Source organism: Streptomyces caeruleatus, from assembly GCF_001514235.1.
GTDB lineage: Bacteria > Actinomycetota > Actinomycetes > Streptomycetales > Streptomycetaceae > Streptomyces > Streptomyces caeruleatus.
The window spans coordinates 279,273-305,386 of sequence record NZ_KQ948929.1 but is presented as its reverse complement, the minus strand read 5'-3'; the positions used below and the strand labels follow the sequence as shown (position 1 = coordinate 305,386).

9 protein-coding genes are annotated in these 26,114 nt (G+C 73.3%); 5 read left to right on the top strand and 4 right to left on the bottom strand.

The genetic code is table 11. From position 1 onward, the window contains the following. Positions 1-56: 56 nt before the first annotated feature. The 4 genes from AQJ67_RS19610 to AQJ67_RS19595 all read right to left on the bottom strand — a co-directional run bounded on the left by AQJ67_RS19610 (position 57) and on the right by AQJ67_RS19595 (position 3,848). Positions 57-767 carry a thioesterase II family protein gene (locus tag AQJ67_RS19610; protein WP_062720288.1) on the bottom strand — a complete coding sequence of 237 codons (711 nt, stop codon included), beginning with the start codon at positions 765-767 and terminating at the stop codon, positions 57-59. Further along, positions 754-1,941, bottom strand: coding sequence for an LLM class F420-dependent oxidoreductase (locus AQJ67_RS19605; protein ID WP_062720287.1), 1,188 nt, complete (start codon positions 1,939-1,941; stop codon positions 754-756). The genes AQJ67_RS19610 and AQJ67_RS19605 overlap by 14 nt, the downstream gene beginning before the upstream one ends. Positions 1,942-2,007: 66 nt before the next feature. Then, positions 2,008-2,892 (bottom strand): ABC transporter permease, encoded by an 885-nt coding sequence (locus AQJ67_RS19600; protein WP_208615003.1) that lies wholly within the window; start codon positions 2,890-2,892, stop codon positions 2,008-2,010. Beyond that, positions 2,889-3,848, bottom strand: a complete 960-nt coding sequence (locus tag AQJ67_RS19595) for an ABC transporter ATP-binding protein (protein WP_079056047.1) — start codon at positions 3,846-3,848, stop codon at positions 2,889-2,891. Before AQJ67_RS19595 ends, AQJ67_RS19600 begins: the two co-directional genes overlap by 4 nt. A 139-nt stretch (positions 3,849-3,987) precedes the next feature. Here AQJ67_RS19595 and AQJ67_RS19590 point away from each other — a divergent pair, with 139 nt between their 5' ends. The 5 genes from AQJ67_RS19590 to AQJ67_RS19570 all read left to right on the top strand — a co-directional run bounded on the left by AQJ67_RS19590 (position 3,988) and on the right by AQJ67_RS19570 (position 26,009). Then, the gene (locus tag AQJ67_RS19590; protein ID WP_079056046.1) at positions 3,988-5,742 is read left to right on the top strand and encodes a fatty acyl-AMP ligase; all 1,755 of its coding nucleotides are present in this window, start codon (positions 3,988-3,990) and stop codon (positions 5,740-5,742) included. Continuing rightward, complete coding sequence (locus AQJ67_RS19585) at positions 5,739-7,421, top strand: acyl-CoA dehydrogenase family protein (protein ID WP_062720286.1); 1,683 nt, start codon at positions 5,739-5,741, stop codon at positions 7,419-7,421. The genes AQJ67_RS19590 and AQJ67_RS19585 overlap by 4 nt, the downstream gene beginning before the upstream one ends. Continuing rightward, the gene (locus AQJ67_RS19580; protein WP_062720285.1) at positions 7,418-9,130 is read left to right on the top strand and encodes an acyl-CoA dehydrogenase family protein; all 1,713 of its coding nucleotides are present in this window, start codon (positions 7,418-7,420) and stop codon (positions 9,128-9,130) included. The genes AQJ67_RS19585 and AQJ67_RS19580 overlap by 4 nt, the downstream gene beginning before the upstream one ends. Before the next feature lie 119 nt (positions 9,131-9,249). Further along, a complete protein-coding gene (locus AQJ67_RS19575) occupies positions 9,250-9,534 on the top strand; it encodes an acyl carrier protein (protein ID WP_062720284.1) in 285 nt (94 codons plus the stop codon). 2 nt (positions 9,535-9,536) lie between these two features. Further along, on the top strand, positions 9,537-26,009 hold the full coding sequence (locus tag AQJ67_RS19570) for a non-ribosomal peptide synthetase (RefSeq protein WP_062720283.1): 16,473 nt from the start codon (positions 9,537-9,539) through the stop codon (positions 26,007-26,009). Positions 26,010-26,114 lie beyond the last annotated feature (105 nt).

Below are 26,114 nucleotides of genomic sequence, written 5' to 3'. Positions count from 1 at the left end.
CTCCTTGAAGAATCTGGTGTGTTGGGGGAAGGGAGGAGGGGGATGGCGGGCGGCGGCTAGAGGACCGTCGAGACGATCAGCCGGACCAGCGCGGGCGCGGCGTCGGTGAGGTACATGTGGCCGCCGGGGACCTCGACGTGCTCGAAGTCCCGGCCCGCGACCTTGCTCCAGGACTCGGCGTCGTCGTAGCCGACGAGGTCGTCGTCCTCGCCGCGGACGACCGTGAGCGGGGCGTCCAGCGGGAGGGCGGTGGAGGGCGTGTAGTTCTCGTGCATCTCGACGTCCGCGCGCAGGGCGGGCAGGATCATCTCGCGCATCTCCGGGTCGTCCAGCGCGGGGTGGTGGTAGCCGGCGAACTCGCCGACCTGGGCGAGGAACTGCTCGTCGGACAGGCCGGTGGCCCGCCGCTCGCGGCCCCGGGCCGGTTCCGGCGACCCGCTGACGAACAGGTGGACCAGCTCGACGCCGGGCTCGGCGGCCAGCCGGTGGGCGAGTTCGTAGGCGAGCACAGCGCCGAGGCTGTGCCCGAACAGGGCCACCCTGCCCCCGTCGTCGCCGAGCCGCTCCCGCAGCTCGGCCAGGAGACCGTCGACCGCCTGGTGCGCGTCCCGGTAGGGCTCCTCGTCGATCAGCCGTTCGCGGCCCGGCAGTTGCAGCGGAACGATCTCCACCGCGTCCCCGGCCAGCGCCGTCCAGGGCCGGTAGAAGGAGGCGCCCGCCCCGGCGTACGGCAGGCAGATCAGCTTGGTCGTGTCATGCGTGGTCATGGGTGCGGGTCTCTCCTTGTGAGTGGGGTGCTTCGTGCGTGCCTTGTGGGCGAGGAATTCCGGGGCGCGGGTCGGACGCCGGAGCTTCGGGGCGCGGGCCGGACGCGAGCAGGCCGGCCAGCTCCGCCGCCTCGACGGCGGTGCGCAGCGCCCCGGCGGCGCGGTCCGGGCCGGGCAGACCGGGGCCGACCGGCATGACGTTGAGCGTGGTGGCCCCGGCCTCGGCGAACGCCGTCATCCGCTCGGCGATCCGCTCCCGCGGCCCGAGCAGCGAGGTGGCGTCGAGGAATTCCAGCGGTACGGCGGCCATGGCGCCCGGGTAGTCACCGGCCAGGAACCGCTCCTGGACGGCACGGGCCTCGGTGCCGTACCCCATGCGCTCGGCCAGTTGGGTGTAGTGGTTGTCCTCCCGCCCGCCCATGCCGCCCAGGTACAGCGCGGCGTACCCCCGCACCCGGCGTGCGCAGGCCCGCCAGTCGGGTCCGGTCACCAGGGGGACGCCGGGGGCGATGTCGAACCCGTCGAGGGTGCGCCCCGACTTCGCGAGGCCGGCCTTGAGCGGCGCCAACTGCCGGTCGGCGTGGGCGGGGGAGAAGAACACCGGAAGCCAGCCGTCGGCGATCTCCCCGGCCAGCTCCAGGTTCTTCGGGCCGAGCGCGGCGAGGTAGACGGGGATCCGTTCGCGCTGCGGCCGGATGGTCAGGGCGAGTGCCTTGCCCGGGCCGTCCGGCAGCGGCAGCGTGAAGTGCCGGCCCGCGTACTCCAGGGGCTCGCGGCGCAGCGCGCGGCGCACCAGATCGACGTATTCCCGCGTACGGCCCAGCGGTGAGCCGAATCTGACGCCGTGCCAGCCCTCGGAGACCTGGGGTCCGGACACGCCGAGGCCGAGCCTGAGCCGTCCGCCGGACAGGGTGTCGAGGGTGGCGGCGGTCATCGCCGTCATGGCGGGCGAGCGGGCCGGGATCTGCAGGACCGCGCTGCCGACGTCGATGCGGGAGGTGCGGGCGGCGATCCAGGACAGCAGGGTGACGGCGTCGGATCCGTAGGCCTCCGAGACCCACACCGCCGAGTAGCCGAGGTCCTCGGCGAGGGAGGCGAGCGGGAGGTTGGAGGCGTCGTTGCCGCCGACCCAGTAGCCGAGGTTGAGGCCGAGGCGCAGGGTGGGGACGGTCATGGGGGGCTCCTGTGCGGGCGGGCGCGGAGTCGGCCCGGCCCGGTCGTGGCGCGCGGACGGTCGCGGTCAGCGGCTCGTGCGGGTGTGGTAGCGCCAGGTCGACAGCGTGACGAAGACGGCGATGAGCAGCACCGAGCACGCTGACGTGTACAGCGCGGGGTGCTGGGCGGGCCAGTCGTGCTGGACCCGGAAGCCGGGCGGTGGCGTGTTGCCGAAGAGCTGACGCAGCGCGCCCGCCAGCGAGGTGATCGGGTTCCAGGCGGCCAGGGTGGACAGCGGGCCGGGCAGGGAGGATCCGGAGACGAACGCGGAGGACACGAACGTCGCCGGGAACAGCCAGATCAGGCCGAGGCTTCCGGCCACCTGGGTGTTGGGCGCGACGAGGGCGACGAACACGCCGATCCAGGACATCGCGAAGGAGAACAGCAGCGCCAGCAGGACCCCGGCGGCGACCTCGAACGGGCCGGTGTGCGGCCGCCAGCCCATCAGCAGACCGCAGGCCGTGGTGACGGCGACGCTCGCCCCACAGGCGGCGAGGTCGGACGTGGTGCGGCCGAGCAGCAGCGCCACCCGGGAGACCGGCAGCGCGCGGAAGCGGTCGACCATGCCCTGCTCCAGGTCCCTGGCGAGCCCGACCGTGGTGAACGTGGTGGTGAAGGCCACCGTCTGCGCGAGCAGCCCGGCCACCATGTACGAGCGGTAGGCGGGGCCGCCCAGGCTGTTGCCGAAGACGTACCCGATGAGCATGGCGTAGACGACCGGCTCGACCAGACAGGTGATCAGCAGCCCCGGAGTGCGCCGCAGGTGCAGCAGGTTGCGCAGGGCGAGGTCGGCGCTCTCGGCGAGCACACGCAGGACGGGATTGCGCCGGGCGCGGGTGGGGGAGGGGCCGGTCGCCGCCGGTCGAAGCGGGGCGCGGGTGCCGCGCACCTCGGTGGTCGCCGTCATCATGCCGCCTCCCGCCGGGCGCGGCTGGTCAGACCGAGGAACACGTCGTCGAGGGTGCAGCGGCTGAGCCCGATCTCCAGCACCTCGACCCGCTCGCCCTCAAGTGCGGTCAGGGCGCGGCCCAGTGCGGCCCGGCCGTCGGCGGCGGCCGCCTCCACGCGCCGGGCTCGGCGGTCCACCGTCGGGACGGCGCCGGTGGCGCGGTGCGCGGCGCGTGCCGCCGCGTCGAGCTGGTGGTCCTCGGCGACACAGACGACGAGCCGGTTGCCGGCGGCCGCCTTCAGTTCGTCGCTGGTGCCCTCCGCCACGACCTGTCCCCGGTCGATCACGGTGATCCGGTCCGCGAGGCGGTCCGCCTCCTCCAGGTACTGGGTCGTCAGCAGGACGGTGATGCCGTCGGCGGCCAGTTCACCGACCGCCTCCCAGGTGTCGAGCCGGCTCTCGGGGTCGAGCCCGGTCGTCGGCTCGTCCAGGACGACCAGGGGTGGGGAACCGACGAGCGCGGCGGCCAGATCCAGCCGTCGGCGCATGCCGCCCGAGTAGGTGCCGGCCGGGCGCCCCGCCACGTCGGTGAGCCGGAACCGGGACAGCAGGTCATCCGCGAGACGGCGGGCCGTACGGCGTCCCACACCGCGCAGTTTCGCGACGAGGTACAGGTTCTCGAAGCCGGTCAGCAGGGCGTCGACCGTCGAATACTGGCCGGCCATACCGATCGTGGAGCGCACTTTCTCCGGTTCGGCCGTCACATTCCAGCCATTCACGAAGGCGCGGCCGGAATCCGGCTGGAGGAGGGTCGTGAGGATCTTTACCAGCGTGGTTTTTCCAGCTCCGTTCGGGCCCAGGAGCCCCAGGACTTCACCCGGGTTCACCTGGAGGTCAACGCCACGTAAGGCATGACTTTCCTTGTATTTCTTGTGTAGTCCCTGTACGGCGATGGCCGACGCGGTTGGGTTATGCACAGTTCCGTTCTACGTCCGTCGGAGATCGAAGTCGATCATGGAACGTTCAAGGTTTCTTGTGCGTTCGATGGGGTTACTTGAACGTTGCTTGAATGTTTCAGGACTGGTTCGGGGGCCGCCATTACGTACGGTTCCTGTCGTGCCAGAATTACTCACGACGCTGAGGGAACAGGCAGCGCGTAATCCGCAGCAGCCTGCCGTGACATTTGTTTCGGATTTCAGCGAAATCAGCCGTACGGTGCGCGACCGCGCACAACTCGACATGCACTCCCGGCGCATCGCCTCCTGGCTCCAGGAGCGGCTCTCCCCCGGGGACCGGGCACTGCTCCTCTACTCCCCGGGGATCGAATTCACCACCGCGTTCTCCGCCTGTGTCTACGCCGGCGTCATCGCGGTGCCGGCTCCGCTCCCGGGCCGCTACCGCCACGAGCGCCGCAGGCTCGCCGCCATCGCCCGTGACGCCGGCGTGCGCGCCATCCTGACACAGCAGGGCGATCTCCCGGACGTCGAGAAGTGGATCGCCGAGGAAGGCGTCGTCGGCGCGGTCTGCCACCCGACCGACGCCGGTGACGGAGACCCGGACGCCTGGACCGCTCCCGAGGTGTCGTCCGACACCCTGGCCTTGCTCCAGTACACCTCGGGCTCGACCGGCGACCCCAAGGGCGTCATGGTCACCCACGGCAACCTGGTCGCCAACGTGGACCGCATGGTCCGCATGTTCGGCAACGACAGCGACACGACGTACGGCGGCTGGATACCCCTGTACCACGACATGGGGCTGATCGGCCTGATGCTGCCGGGCCTCCTGTGCGGGAGCGGTTACGTCCAGATGGACCCGATGTCCTTCCTTCGCCGCCCCTACCACTGGCTGCGCATGCTGGACGCCTGCGACGTCAACTTCACCGCCGCACCCGACTTCGGATACGAGATGTGCGTACGCCGGGTCACCGACGAGCAGCTCGCCACGCTCGACCTGTCCCGGCTCAAGGCGGCCAACGGCTCCGAGCCCGTCCGCGCCGACGTGGTCACCGCCTTCACCGAGCGGTTCGCCGCCGCCGGACTGCGGCCCGAGGCGCTCATCCCCGTGTACGGCCTGGCGGAGGCGACGCTCATGGCCTCCGGCACCTCCGGGCGGCCACCCCTGTGCACCGAGGTCGACGCCGCCGCCCTGGAGAACCGGGACCTGCGGCCCGCCACCGGCACGCACCCCGCCCGCGTCCTCGTCGGATGCGGGGCGCCGAGCGGGTCCGACGCACTGATCGTCGACCCCGACAGCGGCGAGCCTCTGCCCGACGGCCGCATCGGCGAGATCTGGCTCGACGGCCCCTGTGTCACGGCCGGTTACTGGGAGAACGACACCGTCACCGACGCCACGTTCCACGCCCGCACGAGCGATGGACGCGGCCCGTTCCTGCGCACCGGCGACCTGGGCGCTCTGCTCGACGGCGACCTGTACATCACCGGCCGCCGCAAGGACGTCCTCGTCCTGCACGGACGTAATCTGCACCCCTCGGACATCGAGTACGAACTTCGCTCCCAGCACGAGGAGTTGGAGGGTCTGCACGGGGCCGCCTTCATGGTCGGGCACGACGACGGCGTGGACACCGCCCCCGCGATCGTCGCCGTGCACGAGATCCGCGCCCACTGGGGCGCCGAACGGCTCGGCGAGATCGCCGTCGACATGAAGCAGACCGTCGCCCGCGAGTTCGGCGTACCGGTCGCGGCCGTCGCTCTCGTCAGGCCCGCCGGCGTACGGCGCACCACCAGCGGCAAGGTGCAGCGCTCCGCGATGCGCGCCCTCTACCTCGCCGGCGAACTGGACACCCTGCACCTCGCCGAGGACCCCCTGCTCACCGCCGCCCTCACGGAACACCGGCGGGTGACCGCACGATGACCACCACGGCCGACCTGGAGACCCTGCTCGCCACCCACGACGACGACGTCCTCGCCCCCGGCGCGCTCGCCGAACTCGACGACCGCGAGGAGTTCCCCGACGGCGCCGTCCGCCTCCTCGACGACGCCGGGCTGCCCGCCCACTACGTCCTCACCCCGGACGGCGACTTCAGCCGGACGGTACGGCTGCTGCGCTCCGTCGCCCGCCGCGACCTGACGGTGGCCATCGCGCACGGCAAGACGTTCCTCGGGGCCGCTCCGGTGTGGGTGGCCGGCACTCCGGAGCAGGCCGCCCGGCTCGCCGAGCGCGTACGGGCCGGCGAGGCGGTCTGCTGGGGGCTGACCGAGCGCGACCACGGGGCCGACCTGCTGGCGAGCGAGTTCGCGGCGGTGGCCGACACGGACGGGGACGGCTGGCGGCTCACCGGCGAGAAGTGGCTCATCAACAACGCCACCCGCTCCACCCTCGCCTGCGTCCTCGCCCGCACCGACCCCGTGGGCGGCGGACGCGGCTTCAGCCTCTTCCTCGTGGACAAGGGGCAGCTCCCGCAAGGCAGTTGGCGCAACCTGCCGAAGGTCCGCACGCACGGCATCCGCGGCGCCGACATCAGCGGTTTCGCCCTCGACGGCGCCCCGGTGCCGGCCGACGCGCTCGTCGGTGAGCAGGGCGACGGGATCGCCGTCGTCCTCAAGACGCTCCAGCTCACCCGTATCGCCTGCACCGCGCTCTCCCTCGGCGCCGCGGACCACGCCCTGCGGCTGGCCCGCGACTTCGCGACCGGACGCGAGCTGTACGGCCGCCGTCTCGCCGACGTCCCGCACGTACGGCGCATCCTCGGCCGGGCGGCCGCCGCCGCACTGACCGTCGAGGCCGTGAGCGTGCTCTCCGCCCGCTCGGTGCACACCCTGCCCGGCGAACTGAGCGCGATCTCGGCCCTCACCAAGGCATACGTCCCCACCCTCACCCAGGAGACCCTCACCTCCCTCGGTGAACTCCTCGGCGTGCGCGGCTTCCTCACCTCACCGCCGGGCGGCGGCTTCGCCAAGCTGGAACGCGACCACCGCATCTGCGCGATCTTCGACGGCAGCACGGTCGTCAACCGTGCCGCCCTCCTCAACCAGATGCCCCGCCTGACACGCCAGTTGACCCGCCGCCGCACCGCCGCCGAAGGCCTGCGAGCAGCCGCCGACCTCACCGCACCCCTGCCGCCGTTCGACCCGGGCCGTCTGACGATGCTGTCGGTCACGGGATGCAGCGCGGTGCAGGCCCTGCCCGAGCTGGCGGCGCGCATCCGCGCCCAAGGACCACCACAGGCGGCCCCTCTCATCGACCGGCTGCTCGCCCAACTCGCCCGTCTGGAAAGCGAGTCGGCCGACTTCGTGCCGGTCGCGGGCGGACTGCCCAGCACGGCCTTCGGCCTGGCCGAGGCCTACGAACGCGCCTACGCCGCCGCGGCCTGTCTGCTGCTGTGGCTGGAGAACCCGCCCCTGCGCACGGGCCGGCTCGGGGCGGACGGGCTGTGGCTGCGGGCCTGCCTGACGGCGCTGCTGGGCGAGGCCGGCACCGACGACACCGCCGACACCCACGACAACGATGCCGGCACCGTCTTCGACGCCCTGGCCGACGTAGTACTCACCACACCCGCGACGGAGTTCACCCTCTGGGGAGGTGCCGCATGACCACCGCCACGACCGGCCTCGCCCCCAAGCGCGCCGACGAACTCGAACACCTCCTCGGCGGCCTCTCCGACCCGGCCAACCCCACGGGCGCCACAGCGATACTCGCCGCCGACGAACGCGCGGAGATGCTCGCCGCCGGAGAAGCCCTGCTGCACTCCTACGGACTGAACGCCGAGTTCGTCCCGCCCGAGCTCGGCGGGCGCCTCGAACGGGCCGACCACCTCGCCGAGGTGATGCGCTCCCTCTACCGCCGCGACCCCGCGCTCGGCCTCGGCTACGGCGCCAGCTCGCTCATCGCAGGGGTAACCCTGTGGACCGCAGGCGCCGCACCCCAGAAGGAGCACGCCGCCCGCCTGCTCCTGGACGGCCGCCGTATCGCCATCGCGTTCCACGAGCTCGCGCACGGCAACGACATGGCAGGCACGGAGTTCGAAGCCACGGCCACACCGGACGGCCTGCACTTGAGCGGCCGTAAGGAGGTCGTCACCAACATCGCGCGCGCCGATGCCATGGTCGTCCTCGCCCGTACCGACCCGCGCCCCGGCCCGCGCAGCCACTCCCTGGCCCTCGTCGACCGTGCGAGCGCCGACCCCGCCCGCCTGACCGATCTGCCGCGCTTCGGCACCGTGGGCATGCGCGGCGTCCAGCTCGGCGGGCTGCGCTTCGACGAGCTGCCCGTGCCCGCCTCCGCCGTCCTCGGCCCGGTCGGCTCCGGACTGGAGACCGCCCTGAAGGCCCTCCAGATCACCCGCACCGTCCTCCCCGCGATGGCCACCGGCATCCTCGACACCGGCCTGCGCCTCACCGTCGACCACCTGACCCGGCGCAAGCTCTACGGCGGCCCCGCCACCGCCCTCCCGCACGTCCGCTCGGTGCTGGCCGGCGTCTTCGCCGACCTGCTGCGCGCCGAGGCGCTCGGCGCGGTCGGTGCCCGTGCGCTGCACCTGGTGCCCGGCGCGGCGAGCGTCTACGCCTCCGCGGTCAAGTTCGAGGTGTCCCGGCTGCTGCTGGAGGCCATGGACCGGCTCGCGGAAGTCCTCGGCGCCCACTTCTATCTGCGCGAGGGCCCGACCGCGCTGTTCCAGAAGCTGCTGCGCGACCTCGCCCCCGTCGGCTTCGGGCACATCGCGCGCGCCGCCTGCCAGATGAGCCTGCTCCCGCAGCTTCCCCTGCTGGCCCGCCGCACCTGGGACCGGCCCGGCACGGAGGCACCCGCCGACCTGTACGCCCTCGCGGAGCCGCTGCCGCCGCTGCCGTACGACCGACTGGCCCTGCACGCGGCCGGCCGCGACCCGATCGCCGGCTCGCTGCACACCCTGCCCGACGCGCCCTGGGCGCCCGAGCACACCGACCTGCGGGACCTCGTCGCTGCCGATCGTGCCGAACTGGCCGAACTGGCGGGCGTGTGCGTCCGGTTGTCGCCGGTGGAGCTCGGTGTCGACGCCCGCCCCGAGTACTACGACCTCGTCACCCGGTACGTCCGCCTGCTGTCCCGGACCGCCTGCGTCCAGGTCTGGCGGCACGCCGAGCCGGGGAACTTCCTCGCCGACCCCGCCTGGCTGCGCGCGGTCCTGCACCGCTCGGCCCGAGGAGCGCACCGGCCGGGTCCGCTGCCCGCCCAGGTCGAGGACACGCTCCTCACCGAACTCCTGGACCGCCGCGACACCGGCCGCTCCTTCGGCCTGACCGCAAGACCACTCGCTGTCTGAGGCCCACCGGCCACCTCGGGCCCGTACGCGGTCCGGCACCCGCTCGCCCTCACGCGCGCCCTGCCGCCCCGCGCCCCGAACTGCTTCTCATCCTCCGCTCAAGAAAGTGAACCCCCCTCATGACCGCTGGCAACCGTGACGTGCACACCTGGCTGACCGAGCGCGTGGCGACCTATCTGCGCCGCTCGCCGCAGGACATCGACACGTCCGTGCCGCTGGCCGACTACGGCCTGGACTCCCTGACGGCGCTGGCCATCACCGCCGACATCGAGGACGAGTTCGAGGTGACCGTCGACGACGCCCTGACCTGGGACCACCCGACGGTCGACGCGCTGAGCGAGGCCCTGTCCGGGCTGCTCGGCGGGCAGCCCGAGGCGGCACGCACGAGCGAGAAGCAGGCCTGACCATGAACACTTCGCTACCGCTCACCGCCGCCCAGCGAGGGGTGTGGGTCGCCCAGCACCTCGCCCCCGACAGCCCTCAGTACACCTGCGGCATCTACTACGACGTCCCCGGCCCCGTGGACCGCGCCCTGCTGAGCCGCGCCGTCGAGCAGGCCGTGGCCGAGACCGAGGCGCTGCGGGTCCGCTTCCACGACGACGGAGAAGAGGGCGGGGAAGCGGCCCGACAGGTCGTCGACCCGTCCGTCACGGGGGAGTTGGGGTATCTCGACCTCAGCGGCGAGCCCGACCCGGCCGGTGCCGCCCGCGCCTGGATCGACGCCGACCAGGCCCGGCCCGTCCCGCTCACCGGTGACCGGCTGTTCCGCCACACCCTGCTGCGCCTCGGCCCCGACCGGCACTGGTTCCACTTCCGCTACCACCACATCCTCCTCGACGGCTACGGACAGGTCCTGCACTGCCGCCGCGTACTGGAGGTCTACACGGCCCTCGCGGCGGGCGAGCAGCCACCCGCGAGCGGCTTCGGCACCCTCAGCGAGGTCCTGGCCGAGGAGAACGCCTACCTCGGCTCCGCCCGCCACGAGCGCGACGGCGCCTACTGGCAGCGGGAGTTCGCCGACCTGCCCGAGTCCACCGAGCTGGGGTCCGGCGCCACGGGACTCGCACCCAGCCTGCCCGGCGTGAACCTCCGGCTGCCCGAGGAGACCGCTCTGCGTGTGCGCGGCCTCGCCGGGTCCCGCTGGTCCCTGCCCGTGATCGCCGCCATGGCCGCGCACACCCACCGCGTCACCGGCGCCCACGACGTCCTCGTCCGCGTGTTCATGGCCGCCCGCCTCAGCCCGCACGCCCTGGCGACGCCCGCCATGCTCGTCAATGACGTCCCGCTCAGGATCCCCGTCGACGGAGCGACGACCTTCACCGAACTGCTCGACCGGGTCGCCACCCGACTGGCCGAGGCGACCCGCCACCAGCGTTACCCGCACGACGAACTCCGCCGCGACCTCGCCGCCACCGCCCACCCGGGCACCCTGAACGGCCCGTCCCTGAACGTCCTCTCCTTCGCCGCCGCCCGCCTGCCCTTCGGGCCCTTCCAGGCCGAGGCGCACCAGCTGGCCTCCGGCCCGGTCCGCGACCTCGCCCTGCACGCGTGGGGCGACCCCGAGGCCGGCGACGGCATCGAGCTCACCGTCAACGCCCATCCCGGCCGCTTCACCCCCGAGACGGCCGCCGCCCACCGCGACCGCTACGCCCGCCTCCTCACCACCGCCACCGAGCACCCGGAACTGCCCATCGGCGCCCTCGACCTGCTCTCCGACACGGACCGGGAGCGCTTCCACGCCCACCACACCACCGACCGAGCCGCTGACCCGCGCTCGCTGGTGGAGCTGTTCGAGACGTGCGTGGCCCAGGACCCGGCCGCCGAGGCCGTCGTCTTCGAGGGCGAGCGGCTGACGTACGGCGAGCTGGGCGCCCGAGTGAACCGCCTCGCGCACGCCCTGCGCGGACGCGGCGTGGGACCGGAGTCGCGGGTGGCCGTGCGACTGCCGCGCTCGCTCGACCTGATCGTCGCGCTGTGGGCGGTGCTGAAGACCGGCGCCGCCTACGTGCCGGTCGAGACCGGCTACCCGGCTGACCGGATCGCCTATGTCCTCGCCGACTCCCGTACGTCCTTCGTCATCGACGAGGCGAACGTACGGACCCTCGGCGAGGGCGAGCCCGAGACCGACCCCGGCGTCGCCCTGCGGGGGGACCACGCCGCGTACGTCATCCACACCTCGGGCACCACCGGCCGTCCCAAGGGCACCGTCGTCACCCACGCCGGCATCGCCAACATGCTGGCCTGGATGCAGGACGAGTACCGGCTGACCCCGGCGGACCGGGTCGTGCACAAGACGCCGGTCGGGTTCGACGTGTCGGTGTGGGAGGTGTTCTGGACCCTCACCCGCGGCGCGACCCTCGTCGTCGCCCGCCCCGACGGCCACCGCGACCCGGCCTACCTGGCCCGGCTGGTCCGCGACGAGCGGGTCACCGTCATCCACTTCGTCCCGGCGATGCTCGGCCCGTTCCTCGACGAGTACGTGCCGGTCGACTCGCTGCGCATGGTCAGCTGCGGCGGCGAGGCCCTGCCCGCCGGGCTCGCCGAGCGCTTCCACCGCGAATGCGGCGCCGAGCTCCACAACTCCTACGGCCCCACCGAGTTCTCGGTGACCGCCACCTCCCACGCCTGCGCCCCCGGCGTGCCGGTCACGATCGGCACCCCCACCCACAACTCCCGCGCCTACGTGCTCGACCCGGCGCTGCAACCGGTCCCGGACGGCGTCACCGGCGAGCTGTACCTGGCGGGCGTCCAGCTCGCCCGCGGCTACTTCGACCGCCCCGGCCCGACCGCCGAGCGGTTCGTCGCCGACCCGCACGGCCTGGCCGGCACCCGTATGTACCGCACCGGCGATCTGGTGCGCCGACGGGCCGACGGAGACCTGGAGTTCGTCGGACGCGCCGACGACCAGATCAAGATCAACGGCCAGCGGGTCGAACCGGCCGAGGTCGAGGCCGTGCTGGCCGCGGTGCCCGGCGTCGAACAGGCCGTGGTCCTCGTCCATGACTCGGCGGCGGGCGCCCGGCAGCTCGTCGGCTATGTGACCGGCACCCCGCGGACCGACCCCCGGGCCCACCTGGCGACCCTGCTGCCCGCCCACATGGTGCCCGTCGGCGTCCACGTCCTGCCGTCGATCCCGGTCACCCCCAACGGCAAGGTCGACCGCCGGGCCCTGCCCGCCCCGGCCCAGCCGGTCAGCGGACGCGCGCCCGGCACCCCCACCGAGCACACCCTGCACGCCCTCGCCGCCGACCTGCTGAACCGGCCCGAACTGGGCGTGGACGACGACCTGTTCGCCCTCGGCGCGGACAGCATCCACGCCATCCAGCTCGTCAGCCGCGCCCGCCGCCAGGGCCTCCACCTCACCCCCCAGGACGTCTTCGACCACCCGACCGTCGCCCGCCTCGCCACCGCGGCGACCACGGCACCGGCGTCCACGCCCGTCGAGGACGACCCGGTCGGCGAACTCCCCGAGACACCGATGGCCCGGCGCCTCGCCGAACGCGGCGGCCCCACCGCCGGGTTCGCCCAGTCCCTCCTCCTGACCGCCGGGCCCGGCCTGTCCTACGACCGCCTCCACGCGGCCCTGCAACGTGTCCTCGACCGCCACGACGCCCTGCGCATGCGAGGCCGGAACATCCGGCCCGTGGGCGCCGTACGGGCCGAGGACTGCCTGACCCGCGCCCAGGACGAGGACGTGGCCGCGTACAAGGAGGCCGCCCGGCGCGCACTGTCGCCCGACGACGGCGAGATGGTCCGGGCCGTGTGGTTCGAGTCCGGCCGACTGCTGCTCGTCCTCCACCACTTGGTCGTGGACGGCGTGTCCTGGCGCATCCTGCTGACCGACCTCGCCGAGGCCCTCGCGGACGGCGAGCTGTCCCCGGCCGGAACCTCCCTGCGCCGCTGGGCCGCCCACCTCCAGGCTCCCGACGACGAACTCCCGCTGTGGACCGACCTGTTGTCCACCACCGAACCCGTCCTCGGCGCCCGCCCCCTCGACCCCGCCCAGGACGTCCACGGCACCGCCCGCTCGATCACCGTCACCGTCCCGCCGGCCCTCACCGGCACCCTGCTGACCACGCTGCCGGCCGCCTACCGGGCGACCCCCGACGACATCCTCCTCGCCGCGCTCTCGGCCGCCGTACAGCGCCACCGGGGCGAGGGGGCGGTCCTGGTCGACCTGGAGGGCCACGGACGCGACCACCTCCCCGACGGCATGGACCTGTCCACCACCGTCGGCTGGTTCACCCGTATCCACTCGGTCCGCCTCGCCGCCGGCACCGAGACCGGCCCCGCCCTGCTCAAGCGGACCAAGGAGGAGCTGCGCGCCGTCCCGCACGGCGGCCGCGGCCACGACCTGCTCCGCGACCGCCTCACCGGCCTGTCCGCACCCCAGATCTCCTTCAACTACCTGGGCCGCCTGGACGCGACCGACCTCGGCGGCTGGCGCCTCGCCGACGACGCGACGGCCGTGGAACTCCTCGCCGACGACGGCCTCGCGCTCACCCACGCCCTCCAGATCGACGCCTACGTCCGCGACGGCGAGCTCACCGCCGAGTGGACCTACCCTTCCGGTGTCCTCACCGAGACCGACGTCCGCGCCCTCGCCGAGGCCTGGACCGCGGCCCTCGCCGAACTCGCCGTCCACACGCGAGGCGGACTCACCGTCTCCGACGTACCCCTCGTCCGGATCACCCAGGACGAACTGGACCGGTTCCGCGGCGCCACCGACGTGCTGCCGCTCTCCCCGCTCCAGGAGGGCCTGCTCTTCCTCGCGCTGTACGAGCCCGACGACCCGTACGTCGGCCAGCTCGTCCTGGAGATCGACGGCGGCTTCGACACCGAGCGGATGAGGAACGCCGCCACCGCGCTGCTGCACCGCCACCCCAACCTGCGCGCCGCCTTCCGCAGCCGCTCGGCCGGCGCCCCCGTCCAGGTCGTCCCCGCCGACGTCAAGGTGCCCTGGGAGGAGCGGGACGAGGACGACGTGGAGGCGTTCCTCGCCCGCGACCGGGCGCGCGGCTTCAGCGTCGTACGGCCGCCCCTGCTGCGCTTCACCGCCCTCGGGAACCGCCTTGTCCTGACCCACCATCACCTGCTGCTGGACGGCTGGTCCCTGCCGGTGCTGGTGCGTGACCTGTTCAGCCTGTACGGCGGCGCCGACCTGCCCCCGGCCGTCCCGTACCGCGACTACCTGGCCTGGCAGCGCGGACAGGACCACGAGGCCGCCGCCGAGGCGTGGCGCGCCCACCTCGCCGGCCTGGCCGCACCCACCCTGCTCGCCCCCGCCGACCGCACCTCCGACGGCCACGACGTCCACGAACTGGTGCTGCCCGAGGCGCTGACCGACACGCTGTCGGCGACCGCCCGTGCGCACCGGCTCACCCTCAACACCGTCGTCCAGGGCTTGTGGGCCCTGCTGCTGAGCGGCTTCACCGACCGTGCCGACGTCGTGTTCGGCGCGACCGTCTCCGGGCGCCCGCCCGAGCTGCCCGGCGCGGAGACGATGGTCGGGCTGTTCGTCAACACCCTGCCGGTCCGCGTACGGATCGACCCTGACGAGCCGCTGGCCGCGCTGCTGGCCCGGGTCCAGCACGAGCAGCGTTCCCTCGACGCCCACCAGCACGCCTCGCTGGCGGAGCTGACGCGCGCGTCGGGCTTCGACGCGCTGTTCGACACCATCGTCGCCTTCGAGAACTACCCGATGGACGACGGCATCGAGGCCGGCGGACTGCGCCTGGCCCACGCCGGCCTCGTCGAGCGCACCCACTACCCGGTCAGCCTGTCCGTCTTCCCCGGCGACCGGCTGCGGCTGCGCTTCTCCTACCTCGCCGGCGCCTTCGACGCGTCGGCCGTCGCCCGCGTCGCCGACCACCTCGCCGGCCTGCTCGGCGGCGCGGCGGCCGGACTCGACGTCAAGGCCGGTGAGTTGACCGCCGTGAGCGAGGAGGACCGGCTGCTGGTCACCGGCGTCCGCACGGCCGACGCACCCGCGCCGACCGCGGCCGCCACCGTCACGGGCGGCGATCCCCGTTCGCCCGAAGAGGAGAAGCTCTGCGCCATCGTCGCCGACGTGCTCGGCGTCGAACGAGTCGGCGTGCACGACGAGTTCTTCGCGCTCGGCGGCACCTCGATCCTGATGATCCGCCTCGTCCACCGCGTCCGCGACGAGTTCGGCGTCGACCTGTCCCTGCGGGACGTCTTCGCCGGGCCGACCGTCGCCGGCGTCGCCGAACGGCTGACCCGGCTGGCCCCGCAGGCCAAGCGCATCACGGCCGAGGAGCGGCCCGGCCGCGTCCCGCTGTCGTTCGCCCAGGAACGCATGTGGTTCCTCCAGCAACTCCAGGGCGCCTCGGGGACGTACAACATCCCCCTCCAGATCCGGCTGACCGGCGCCCTCGACACCGACGCCCTCGCCGGCGCCCTGGCCGACCTCGTCGCCCGCCACGAGGCGCTGCGCACCGTCTACCCGGAGGACGCCGACGGTCCGCACCAGGTCGTCCTGCCGCCCGAGACGCCCTACAGCACGCAGTTCGTACGGGACGCCGCCCCGGACCTCGCCGCCGACGCCGCCCGCCCCTTCGACCTGACCTGCGACGTGCCGCTGCGGACGACGCTGTACGAGACCGGCCCCGACACCCACGTCCTGCTGCTGGTCGTGCACCACATCGCGGCGGACGGCGCCTCGATGCGCCCGATGGCCGAGGACATCACCTCCGCCTACCGCGCCCGGAGCAGCGGTCACGCCTCCGGATTCCCCGAACTCACGGTCCAGTACCCGGACTTCGCGATCTGGCAGCGCGAGACACTCGCCGCGGACCTGCCGCGCCAGATCGACTACTGGAAGGAGCACCTCGACGGCCTCCCGCCCGAGGTCACCTTCCCCGGCGACCGGCCGCGCCCGGCCGTGGCCACCCACCGCGGCGACCACGTGGAGTTCCCCGTCGACGCGGAGCTCTACCAGCGGATGCTGGACCTGGCCGGCCGTACCCGCACGACCCCGTTCATGATTCTCCAAGCCGCCGTGTCCCTGCTGCTGACCCGGCTCGGCGCGGGGGAGGACATCCCGCTCGGCGGTGTGATCGCCGACCGGCCCGACTCGGTGCTCGACGACGTGGTCGGCGTCTTCATCAACACCCTCGTCTACCGCATGGACACCTCCGGCGACCCGACCTTCGAGGAACTGCTGGTCCGCGTCCGCGAGACGGGCCTGGCCGCGTACGCCCACCAGGGCGTGCCGTTCGAACGCCTCGTGGAGGAGCTCAACCCCGAGCGCTCCCGCTCCCGGCACGCCTTCTTCCAGGTCATGCTGGCCTGGCTCGACCTCACCGAGGCCCGCTTCGACCTGCCCGGCGTCACCGCCGACCCCGGCCCGGTGACCAGCGGCACCGCCAAGTTCGACGTGCACTTCGACTGCCACGTCCACGAGGACGGCGGGCTGCTGTGCCGTCTGGAGTACGCCACCGACCTGTACGACCGCCGCACGGCGCAGAGCTTCGCGGCCCGCTTCGTACGCGTCCTCCAGGGCGTCACCGCCGACCCCGGACAGCGGCTGTCCCAGGTGGACGTGCTCGGCGCCGACGACCGCGCCCTCGTCCTGCACGGCTGGAACGACACCGCCGTGGCGTTCGACGGCGAGGGCTCGGCGGTCGAGCTGTTCGAGGCGCACGCGCTGCGGGACCCGGACGCCGAGGCGGTCCTCTTCGAAGGCGACCGGGTCACGTACGGCGAGTTCAACGCCCGGGTGAACCGGCTCGCACACGCCCTGCGCGCGCGGGGCGTCGGACCCGAGTCACGGGTCGCCGTGATGCTGCCGCGCTCGGTCGACCTGATGGTGGCACTGTGGGCGGTGATCAAGGCGGGCGCCGCGTACGTGCCGATCGACACCGGCTACCCTGCCGACCGCATCGCGTACATCCTCGACGACTCCGGCGCCCGGCTGCTGATCTCCGACCGGGACGCGGACGGCTTCGAGCGCATCGCACCCGACGCCGAGGGGCCCGTGGAGAACCCCGGGGTGAGGGCCCACGGCGACAACGCCGCGTACGTCATCTACACCTCGGGCTCCACCGGCCGGCCCAAGGGCACGGTCAACACGTACGCGGGCATGGCGAACCGGCTGTGGTGGATGCAGCGCGACCACCGGCTCGCGACGGGCGAGCGGGTGCTGCAGTCCACGCCGGTCAGCTTCGACGTGTCGGTGTGGGAGGTCTTCTGGACCCTGATGTACGGCGGCACCCTCGTCGTGGCCCGGCCCGACGGCCACCGCGACCCGCTCTACCTGGAGCGGCTGATGAGCGAGGAGTCCGTCGGCGTCGTCCACCTCAGCGCGTCCATGCTCGGCGCCTACCTGGCCGAGACCCGGCTGCCGAGCTCCGTGCGCCTGGTCGTCTCCGGAGACGAGGCCCTGCCCGCCGAGCTGGTCCGCCGCTTCCACGACGACTCCGGCGCCGTGCTGCTCAACGCCTACGGTCCGACCGAGGCCGCCGTCGACGTCACCGCCTGGGCCGCGCCGCCCGACACCGAGACCGTGCTGATCGGCGGCCCCATCGCCAACACCCGCGCGTACGTCCTCGACGCGACGCTGGCGCCGGTCGCGGCCGGCGTGCCCGGCGAGCTGTACGTCGAGGGCGTCCAGCTCGCCCGCGGCTACCTCGACCGGCCCGCCCTGACCGCCGAACGGTTCGTCGCGAGCCCCTACGGGCCGCCCGGATCCCGCATGTACCGCACGGGCGACGTGGCCCGCTGGACGGCGGACGGCGAACTGGAGTACCTGGGCCGCGCCGACAACCAGGTCAAGCTGCGCGGCTTCCGGGTCGAACTCGGTGAGATCGAGGACGCGCTGGCCGACCACCCGGCCGTCGCGCAGGCCGCCGCGGCCGTCCACGGCCAGTGGCTCGTCGGATACGTCGTCCCCGCTGACCCGGGCGCCCCGCTCGACGCCGCCGACGACATCCGCGACCGGCTCGCCGCCCGGCTGCCCGAGTACATGGTCCCGGCCCAGATCGTCACCCTGGAGGAGCTGCCCCTCACCCCGAACGGCAAGCTCGACCGTAAGGCCCTGCCCGCCCCGGACCTCACGCACACCACCGGACGCGCGCCGCGCACCCCGCAGGAGGAGATCCTGTGCGGCCTGTTCGCCGAGGTGCTCGGTGTGCCCGAGGTGTCGATCGACGACGACTTCTTCTCGCTCGGCGGCCACTCCCTGTTGGTGACGCGGCTGGCGAGCCGCATCCGCGCCGCCCTCGACGTCGACATCGAACTGTCGGTGCTGTTCGAGGCGACGACCGTGGCGAAGCTCGCGGCCCGGCTGGCCGGGAGCGGACCGCGCCGCACCGGCGTCACGGCCCAGCCGCGCGAGGGGCGCCTGCCGCTGTCGTACGCCCAGGAACGGCTGTGGTTCCTGCACCGCTTCGAGGGCCCGTCCCCGACGTACAACCTGCCCGTCGCGCTACGCCTGACCGGCGACCTCGACGTGGCCGCGCTCACCGCCGCCCTGGACGACCTGGCGGCGCGGCACGAGGCCCTGCGCACGGTCTTCGCCGAGGACGGACACGGCCCCCACCAGGTCGTGCTGCCGTCGGTGCCGCCGCTGAACGTGGTGGGCGTCGACGAGGAGGGACTCGCCGCGCGACTGGCCGAAGCCGTCCGCACCCCGTTCGACCTCACCACCCAACCTCCGCTGCGGGCCACCCTGTTCGACCTCGGCGAGAGCGCGTATGTCCTGCTCCTCGTCCTGCACCACATCGCCGGCGACGGCGCCTCGATGGCCCCGCTCGCCCGCGACCTCGCCACCGCCTACGCGGCCCGGACCGAGGGCGAGGAACCCGGCTGGGCTCAACTGCCGGTCCAGTACGCCGACTTCGCGGTATGGCAGCGGCAGACCCTGGGGGAGTCCGACGACGCGGACGGTGTCCTGTCCCGGCAGCTCGATTACTGGCGGGGCGCGCTCGCCGGGCTGCCCGAGCAGATGGAGCTGCCCTTCGACCGGCCCCGGCCCGCCGTCCCCACCCACCGCGGCGACACGGTGCCCTTCGCCGTCGGACCCGAGGTCCACGAGGCTCTGGTACGGCTCGCCCGCGCGCACCACACGACCGTCTTCATGGTCGTGCACGCGGTCCTGGCCACCCTGCTGCACCGGCTCGGCGCCGGCGACGACATCGTCATCGGCTCGCCCGTCGCGGGCCGCACGGACGACGCCCTGACGCCCCTGGTCGGCTACTTCGCCAACAACCTCGTCCTGCGCACCGACCTCACCGGTGACCCCGACTTCACCGAGGTGCTGCGCCGGGTGCGGGCCGCCGACCTGGCCGCCTACGCCCACCAGGACGTGCCGTTCGAGCGGCTCGTGGAAGCGGTCAACCCGGTGCGCTCCACCGCCCGGCACCCCCTGTTCCAGACCGGCCTGAACTTCAACAACGCCGACCAGCAGACGGCGCTCGACCTCGCCGTCGAACTGCCCGGACTGTCGGCGCGCGTGCAGCCGGTGGCCTCGCCGGCCGCCAAGTTCGACCTGTCGTTCTTCCTCACCGAGCGGCCCGAGGGCGGGGTGAGCGGGCTCCTGGAGTTCGCCACCGACCTGTTCGACCGCGACTCGGCCGCGCGGATCGCGGAGCGATTCACCCGGCTCCTCACCGACGTCGTCGCCGAACCCGGCCGCCCCGTGGGGGAGTTCGACGTCGTGGACGCCGGCGAGCGGCGCCTGCTGCTCGCCGACTGGAACGCCACCGGCCACGAGGTGCCGTCACAGACCCTCACCGACCTGATCGAAGCCCAGACGGTCCGTACCCCGCACGCCCCCGCCGTCGTCTTCGGCACCACCGAGCTGTCCTACGCCGAACTCGACGCCCGGGCCAACCGGCTGGCCCGGCACCTGTCCGCCCTCGGCGCCGGTCCCGAGCGGTACGTCGCCGTACTGATGCCGGTCTGCGAGGACATCCCGGTGACGCTGCTGGCCGCTCTGAAGACGGGGGCCGGCTATCTGCCGCTGGACCCGGCGCACCCGGCCGACCGGCTCGCCTTCATGCTGGAGGACATCGCACCGGTCGCGGTCGTCACCACGGCCGAACTGGCCGATACCGTACGGCCGTTGACCGCAGCCCCAGTCGTCCTGACGGACGACCCGACGCTCGCCGAACAGTCGTCCGCCCCGCTCACCGGAGCGGTCCGTCGGCCCGAGCACGCCGCGTTCGTCATCTTCACCTCGGGCTCGACCGGGCGGCCCAAGGCGGTCGTCGTCGAACACCGCTCGCTCGTCGCCTACCTGGCGTGGGCGACGGCCGAGTACGCGAGCCTGCGCCGCCGCGTCCTGGTGCACTCGCCGGTCTCCTTCGACCTCACCGCCACCGGCATGTTCGGCCCGCTGATCTCCGGCGGCACCGTGGAACTGGTCCGCTGGACGTCCAGCGGACCCGACCCGGACGCCCACGTCACCCGGCCCGACTTCGTCAAGGCCACCCCCAGCCATCTGCACCTGCTCGGCGCGGTGCCCGAGGAGTACTCGCCCGGGGGCCAACTCGTCCTCGGCGGCGAGTCGTTGCTCGGCGACGTACTGGACGCCTGGCGCGCCCGCCACCCCGGGGTGACCGTCCTCAACGAGTACGGCCCCACCGAGACCACCATCGGCTGCAGCCTCTTCCGCATCGAACCCGGCGACCCCGTGCCGCCCGGCGTCATCACCATCGGCACACCCGCCTGGAACACCCAGATGTACGTGCTGGACGCCCTGCTGCGCCCGGCGCCCGTCGGCACCGCGGGCGAGCTGTACGTCGCGGGCGACCTCGTCACCCGCGGCTACCACGGCCGCCCCGGCCTGACCGCCGGACGCTTCGTCGCCAACCCGTACGGCCCGCCCGGATCCCGGATGTACCGCACCGGTGACCTGGCCCGCTGGACGGCCGCCGGACTGCTGGAGTTCGTCAGCCGCGTCGACGACCAGGTCAAGATCCGCGGGTTCCGTATCGAACTCGGTGAGGTGGAGGCCGTCCTCACCGCCCAGCCCGGCATCGACGCGGCCGCCGTGGTCGTCCGCGAGGACACCCCCGGCGACAAGCGCCTCGTCGCCTACGTCGTACCGGAGACAGACTGTTCGGCGGACCCGGCCGCCCTGCGCGCCGCCGCCGCACAGGCCCTTCCCGACTACATGGTCCCCGCCGCCTTCGTCGTCCTGGAGACCCTGCCGCTGACCGCCAACGGCAAGATCGCCCGCAAGGCGCTGCCCGCTCCGGACCTGAGCACCGAGGGCTCGGGTCGACGGCCCGCCGAGGGCATGGAGCGGCGTGTGGCGGACGTCTTCGCGGCCGTCCTCGGCGTGCCCGACGTCGGCGCCGACGACGACTTCTTCCGCCTCGGCGGCCACTCCCTGCTCGTCGCACGGCTGGTCAACCGCGTCCGGGCCGACCTCGGCGCCGAGCTGTCCATCCGGGAGGTCTTCGAGCACGCGACGGTCGCCGGACTCGCCGAGCTGCTGTCCGGTCGGCCCACGAAGGCCGCGCGGCCCGCGTTGGTCCGCCGGGAACGGCCCGAGCGGGTGCCCCTGTCGGCGGCGCAGCGCCGGATGTGGTTCCTCGACCGGCTCGACGGCCAGGCGCGGACGTACACCATCCCCGTCGTGCTGCGGATGACCGGCACCCTCGACCGGGACGCCCTGCGGGACGCCTTCGGCGACCTCGTCGGACGGCACGAAGTGCTGCGCACGGTGATCGCCGAGGGCCCGGAGGGACCGCACCAGGTCGTCGTCGACACGGAACCGTGCTTCACGACCCGGTCCTGCGACCCGGCCGACTTCGACGCGGGGATCGCCGAGGCCGCCCGGACGCCGTTCTCCCTGGACCACCAACTGCCCATCCGCGCCGTGCTGTTCACCGACGGCGACCGTGAACACGCCCTGCTGCTGCACCTGCACCACATCGCGGGCGACGGCGCCTCCATGCGGCCCCTCGCCGAGGACCTCTCCACGGCCTACGAGGCCCGCCTGGCCGGCCGCACCCCCGACTGGGCCCCGCTGCCGGTCCAGTACGCCGACTACGCGCTGTGGGAAGGCGAACTGCCGTCCGACCGGGTCGACTTCTGGACGCGGGAGCTGGCCGGGATCCCCGACCAGATCGAGCTGCCCACCGACCGGCCCCGGCCGGCCGTCGCGTCCCAGCGCGGAGGCACGGTGCCCTTCACGGTGCCTGCCGCCCTGCGCGGCCGGATCGACGCGCTCGGCCGGGACCGCGGCGCCAGCGCCTTCATGGTGCTGCACGCCGCGCTCGTCACCCTGCTGAACCGGCTGGGCGCCGGCGACGACATCGTCGTCGGAACGCCCGTGGAGGGCCGCCCGGACAGCGCGCTCGAAGACCTCGTCGGGCTGTTCGCCAACACACTGGTGCTGCGGACCGACGCCTCCGGCGACCCCACGTTCGAGGAACTGCTCGACCGGGTGCGCGCGGCGGACGTGGCGGCCTACGACCACACCGACGTGCCGTTCGAGCAGCTCGTCGAGGTCCTCAACCCGGCACGCTCACGCGCCCGGCACCCGCTGTTCCAGGTGATGCTGACGGTGAACCAGCGGGCAGTCGCACCCACACTGCCCGGACTCGAGGTCACCGTCGGGGACGTGGAGGGCGACCGCGCCAAGTTCGACCTGTCGCTGATGCTCGCCGAGACCGGCGAGGGCGGCTGGTCCGGATGGGTCGAGTACGCCTCGGACCTGTTCGACCGGGCCACCGCCGAGAGCGTCGCCGCTCGCTATCTGCGCCTGCTCCAGGAGGTGACCGCCGACCCGGCCCGTGCCCTGCACGCCCTGCCTCTGCTCACCCCCGCCGAACGCGAGGACGCGCTCGTCCGCCGCAACGACACCGCCCGGCCGCTGCCCGAGGCGTCGCTGCCGTCGCTGCCGTCGCTGCCGTCGCTGTTCGAGGCCCAGGTGGCGCGCACCGCGCACGCCGTGGCCGTCGTCGCGGACGGTACGGAGCTGACGTACGACGAGCTGAACCGCAGCGCGAACCGGCTCGCCCGGCACCTCGCAGCCCTCGGGGCCGGACCGGAGACCGTCGTCGCCGTGGTGCTGCCGCGCCGCCCGGAGGTGGTCGTGGCGCTGCTCGCGGTCCTGAAGACCGGGGCCGCCTACCTGCCGATCGACCCGGCGAACCCGAGGGCGCGGATCGAGGCCCTGGTGGCGGACGCGGGCGCGACGATCGTGCTGGACGAGGACGCCCTCGCCGCCGCCCCGTCCACCGGCGCCGAGGGTGACGGTGACGGTGACTTGAGGGTCCAGGTCCACCCACGCCAGGCCGCCTACCTGATCTACACCTCCGGATCGACGGGCCGCCCGAAGGGAGTCGTCGTCGAACACGGTTCGCTCGCCGCCTACCTGAACGAGGCCGCGGCGATGTACCCGGCCGCGACGGGCGAGTCCCTGGTCCACACCTCCCTCGCCTTCGACATGCCGGTGACCACGCTGTTCACCCCGCTCATCACGGGCGGCCGGGTGCGGTTCGGGGAACTGGACGAGGACACACCCACCCCCGACCTGCTCAAGGTCACCCCGAGCCATCTGCGGCTGCTGGAGTCACTGCCCGACCGCGTCAGCGACGCCCGCAACCTGGTCATCGGCGGCGAGGCCCTCGACGGCACCGCCCTGCAGGAGTGGCGCGAGCGGCACCCCAAGGCCGTGGTGATCAACGAGTACGGCCCCACGGAGGCGACCGTCGGCTGTGTCGTCCACCGGCTCGAACCGGACGACGACCTCGCCGCGGGGCCGGTGCCCATCGGCCGCCCCATCGGGGGAGCGCGGGTCTACGTGCTCGACGACCACCTCCAGCCCGTCCCCGACGGAGTGTGGGGCGAGCTGTACCTCGCCGGCGCCGGCCTCGCCCGCGGTTACGCCGGACGGCCCGGCCAGAGCGCGGAGCGCTTCGTCGCCGACCCGTACGGCCCGCCCGGCACCCGTATGTACCGGGTGGGGGACCGGGCCCGCTGGAACCGGGCCGGGGTCCTGGAGTACGCCGGTCGCGTGGACGACCAGGTCAAGATCCGGGGCTACCGGATCGAGCCCGGCGAGATCGAGACCGCGCTGACGGCACTCGACGGGGTGGCCCGGGCCGCCGTGATCGCCCGCGAGGACCGTCCGGGCGACCAGCGGCTGGTGGCGTACGTCGTGCCGCGTCAGGCCTCCATGAGCGGCCTCTGCGAAGGCGGGCGCGATAGCGCGCCCCGTAAGGGGCGCGGGGAACTGCGCGACCAGCCCCCACTGGCCCGCGGTGAACGCTCTGCGCGTCCGGCGAAGCGGGCGGTGCTGCTCGACCCCGACGACCTGCGGGCCCAACTCTCCGCCACGCTGCCCGCCCACCTCGTACCGTCCGCGTTCGTCGAGGTCGACACGATCCCGCTGAACTCCAACGGCAAGCTCGACCGCAGGGCGCTGCCCGCCCCGCCGGACACCGTGGCCGGTACCGGACGGGCGCCGAGGACCGAACGGGAGGCCCTGCTGTGCGCTCTGTTCGCCGAGGTGCTGGGGATGTCCGAGGTCTCCGCCGACGACGACTTCTTCGCGCTGGGCGGTCACTCCCTGCTCGCCACCCGACTGGCGAGCCGCATCGGTGAGGCTCTGGCGATCCGCTTCAGCCTGTCGGCGCTGCTCGAAGCACCCACCCCGGCGGGACTGGCCCGCCACCTCACCGACGGCGGCCCGCACGCCGCGTCGTGGGTGCCGGACTCGGAAGCCGAGCTGAGTCCCGCCCTGCGCTTCACATCCGGCGCATCCCCTGCCGGTTCACCCGACGTACCGCATGCCGGCGGTCCACGGGAGATCCTGCTCACCGGGGCCACAGGGTTCGTCGGAGCCTTCCTCCTGGCCGAGCTGCTGCACGGGACATCGGCGCGGGTGCACTGCCTCGTCCGTGCGCGGACCGACGCCGAGGCGGGCGAGCGACTGGCCGACGCCATGCGGCGCTACGGCATCGACCTCGGGCCCGCGTCGGACGAAACGCGGCTGAATGTCGTCCGGGGGGACCTGGCGGCAGCGGACCTCGGCCTGGACCCCTTGGACTGGGCGGGGCTGCGCGAGCGGGTCGACACGATCGTGCACAGCGGGGCACACGTCCATCACCTCTCGCCGTACGACCGACTGAAGCCGGCCAACGTGGAGGGCACCCGAACCCTGCTGCGCCTGGCCGCCGAAGGCCGGCCGAAGGCGTTCCACCACCTCTCGACCCTCGGTGTGTTCGGGCTCGGCCAGAACTCCCGGCTGGTCAGGGAGGATTCACCGATCGACGGTGAGAAGCACCCGTTCGGGAACGGGTACGCGGCGAGCAAGTGGGTCGCCGACCGCATGGTGGAGCGTGCCTTCGAACGAGGGGCCGCCGGCGGCATCCACCGGCTCGGCCGCATCTGGGCGCACACCTCGACCGGTGCCGTCAGCCCGGACGACATGTTCTCCCGACTGCTCACCAGTTGCGCCGCGCTCGGCGCCTATCCGACCGGACCGGATCTGGAGGAAGCGCTGCTCCCGGTCGACGTCCTGGCCCGCGCCGTCGTGGGGCTCATCCTGACCGCGGACGGAACCACCCGTGTGCACCACCTCCACCATCCGCGCAGCGTCGGAGCCGGTGCCTTCATGAGCGAGTACGACCGGATGCGCGGGACGGTCTGCGAAGCGGTCCCGCTCACCGAGTGGCTGCGGCGTCTGCGGAGCGCGAGCGAACGGGGACAGGACCTGCCGATCCTGCCCTACCAGGCGTATCTCGAAGAGCACGCGAGGAGGGCGCCGGACCCGGGGCAGCCGACCCTGGAGTTCGACAACGACGAAACGCTGCAGCGACTGCGGGACCTGGCGGTCGCGATCCCGGACATCGACCTGGCCGCGATCTCCCGCTACTGGGACTTCGTCGAACGCTGACGCGAGCCGCGCGGACCGCCGTCGGCCCCACTCCCCACACCCCACCCCACCCCACAGCAGGGAGGCGAAGCGCCTCCCTGCCCCCGAAAGGAACACCGAACCGTC

What these genes read in the sequence shown, in the direction of transcription:
- AQJ67_RS19575 (WP_062720284.1), top strand. Translation starts at nt 9,250, where the DNA reads ATGACCGCTGGCAACCGTGACGTGCACACCTGGCTGACCGAGCGCGTG.
- AQJ67_RS19570 (WP_062720283.1), top strand. Translation starts at nt 9,537, where the DNA reads ATGAACACTTCGCTACCGCTCACCGCCGCCCAGCGAGGGGTGTGGGTC.
- AQJ67_RS19600 (WP_208615003.1), bottom strand. Translation starts at nt 2,892, where the DNA reads ATGATGACGGCGACCACCGAGGTGCGCGGCACCCGCGCCCCGCTTCGA.
- AQJ67_RS19610 (WP_062720288.1), bottom strand. Translation starts at nt 767, where the DNA reads ATGACCACGCATGACACGACCAAGCTGATCTGCCTGCCGTACGCCGGG.
- AQJ67_RS19605 (WP_062720287.1), bottom strand. Translation starts at nt 1,941, where the DNA reads ATGACCGTCCCCACCCTGCGCCTCGGCCTCAACCTCGGCTACTGGGTC.
- AQJ67_RS19585 (WP_062720286.1), top strand. Translation starts at nt 5,739, where the DNA reads ATGACCACCACGGCCGACCTGGAGACCCTGCTCGCCACCCACGACGAC.
- AQJ67_RS19580 (WP_062720285.1), top strand. Translation starts at nt 7,418, where the DNA reads ATGACCACCGCCACGACCGGCCTCGCCCCCAAGCGCGCCGACGAACTC.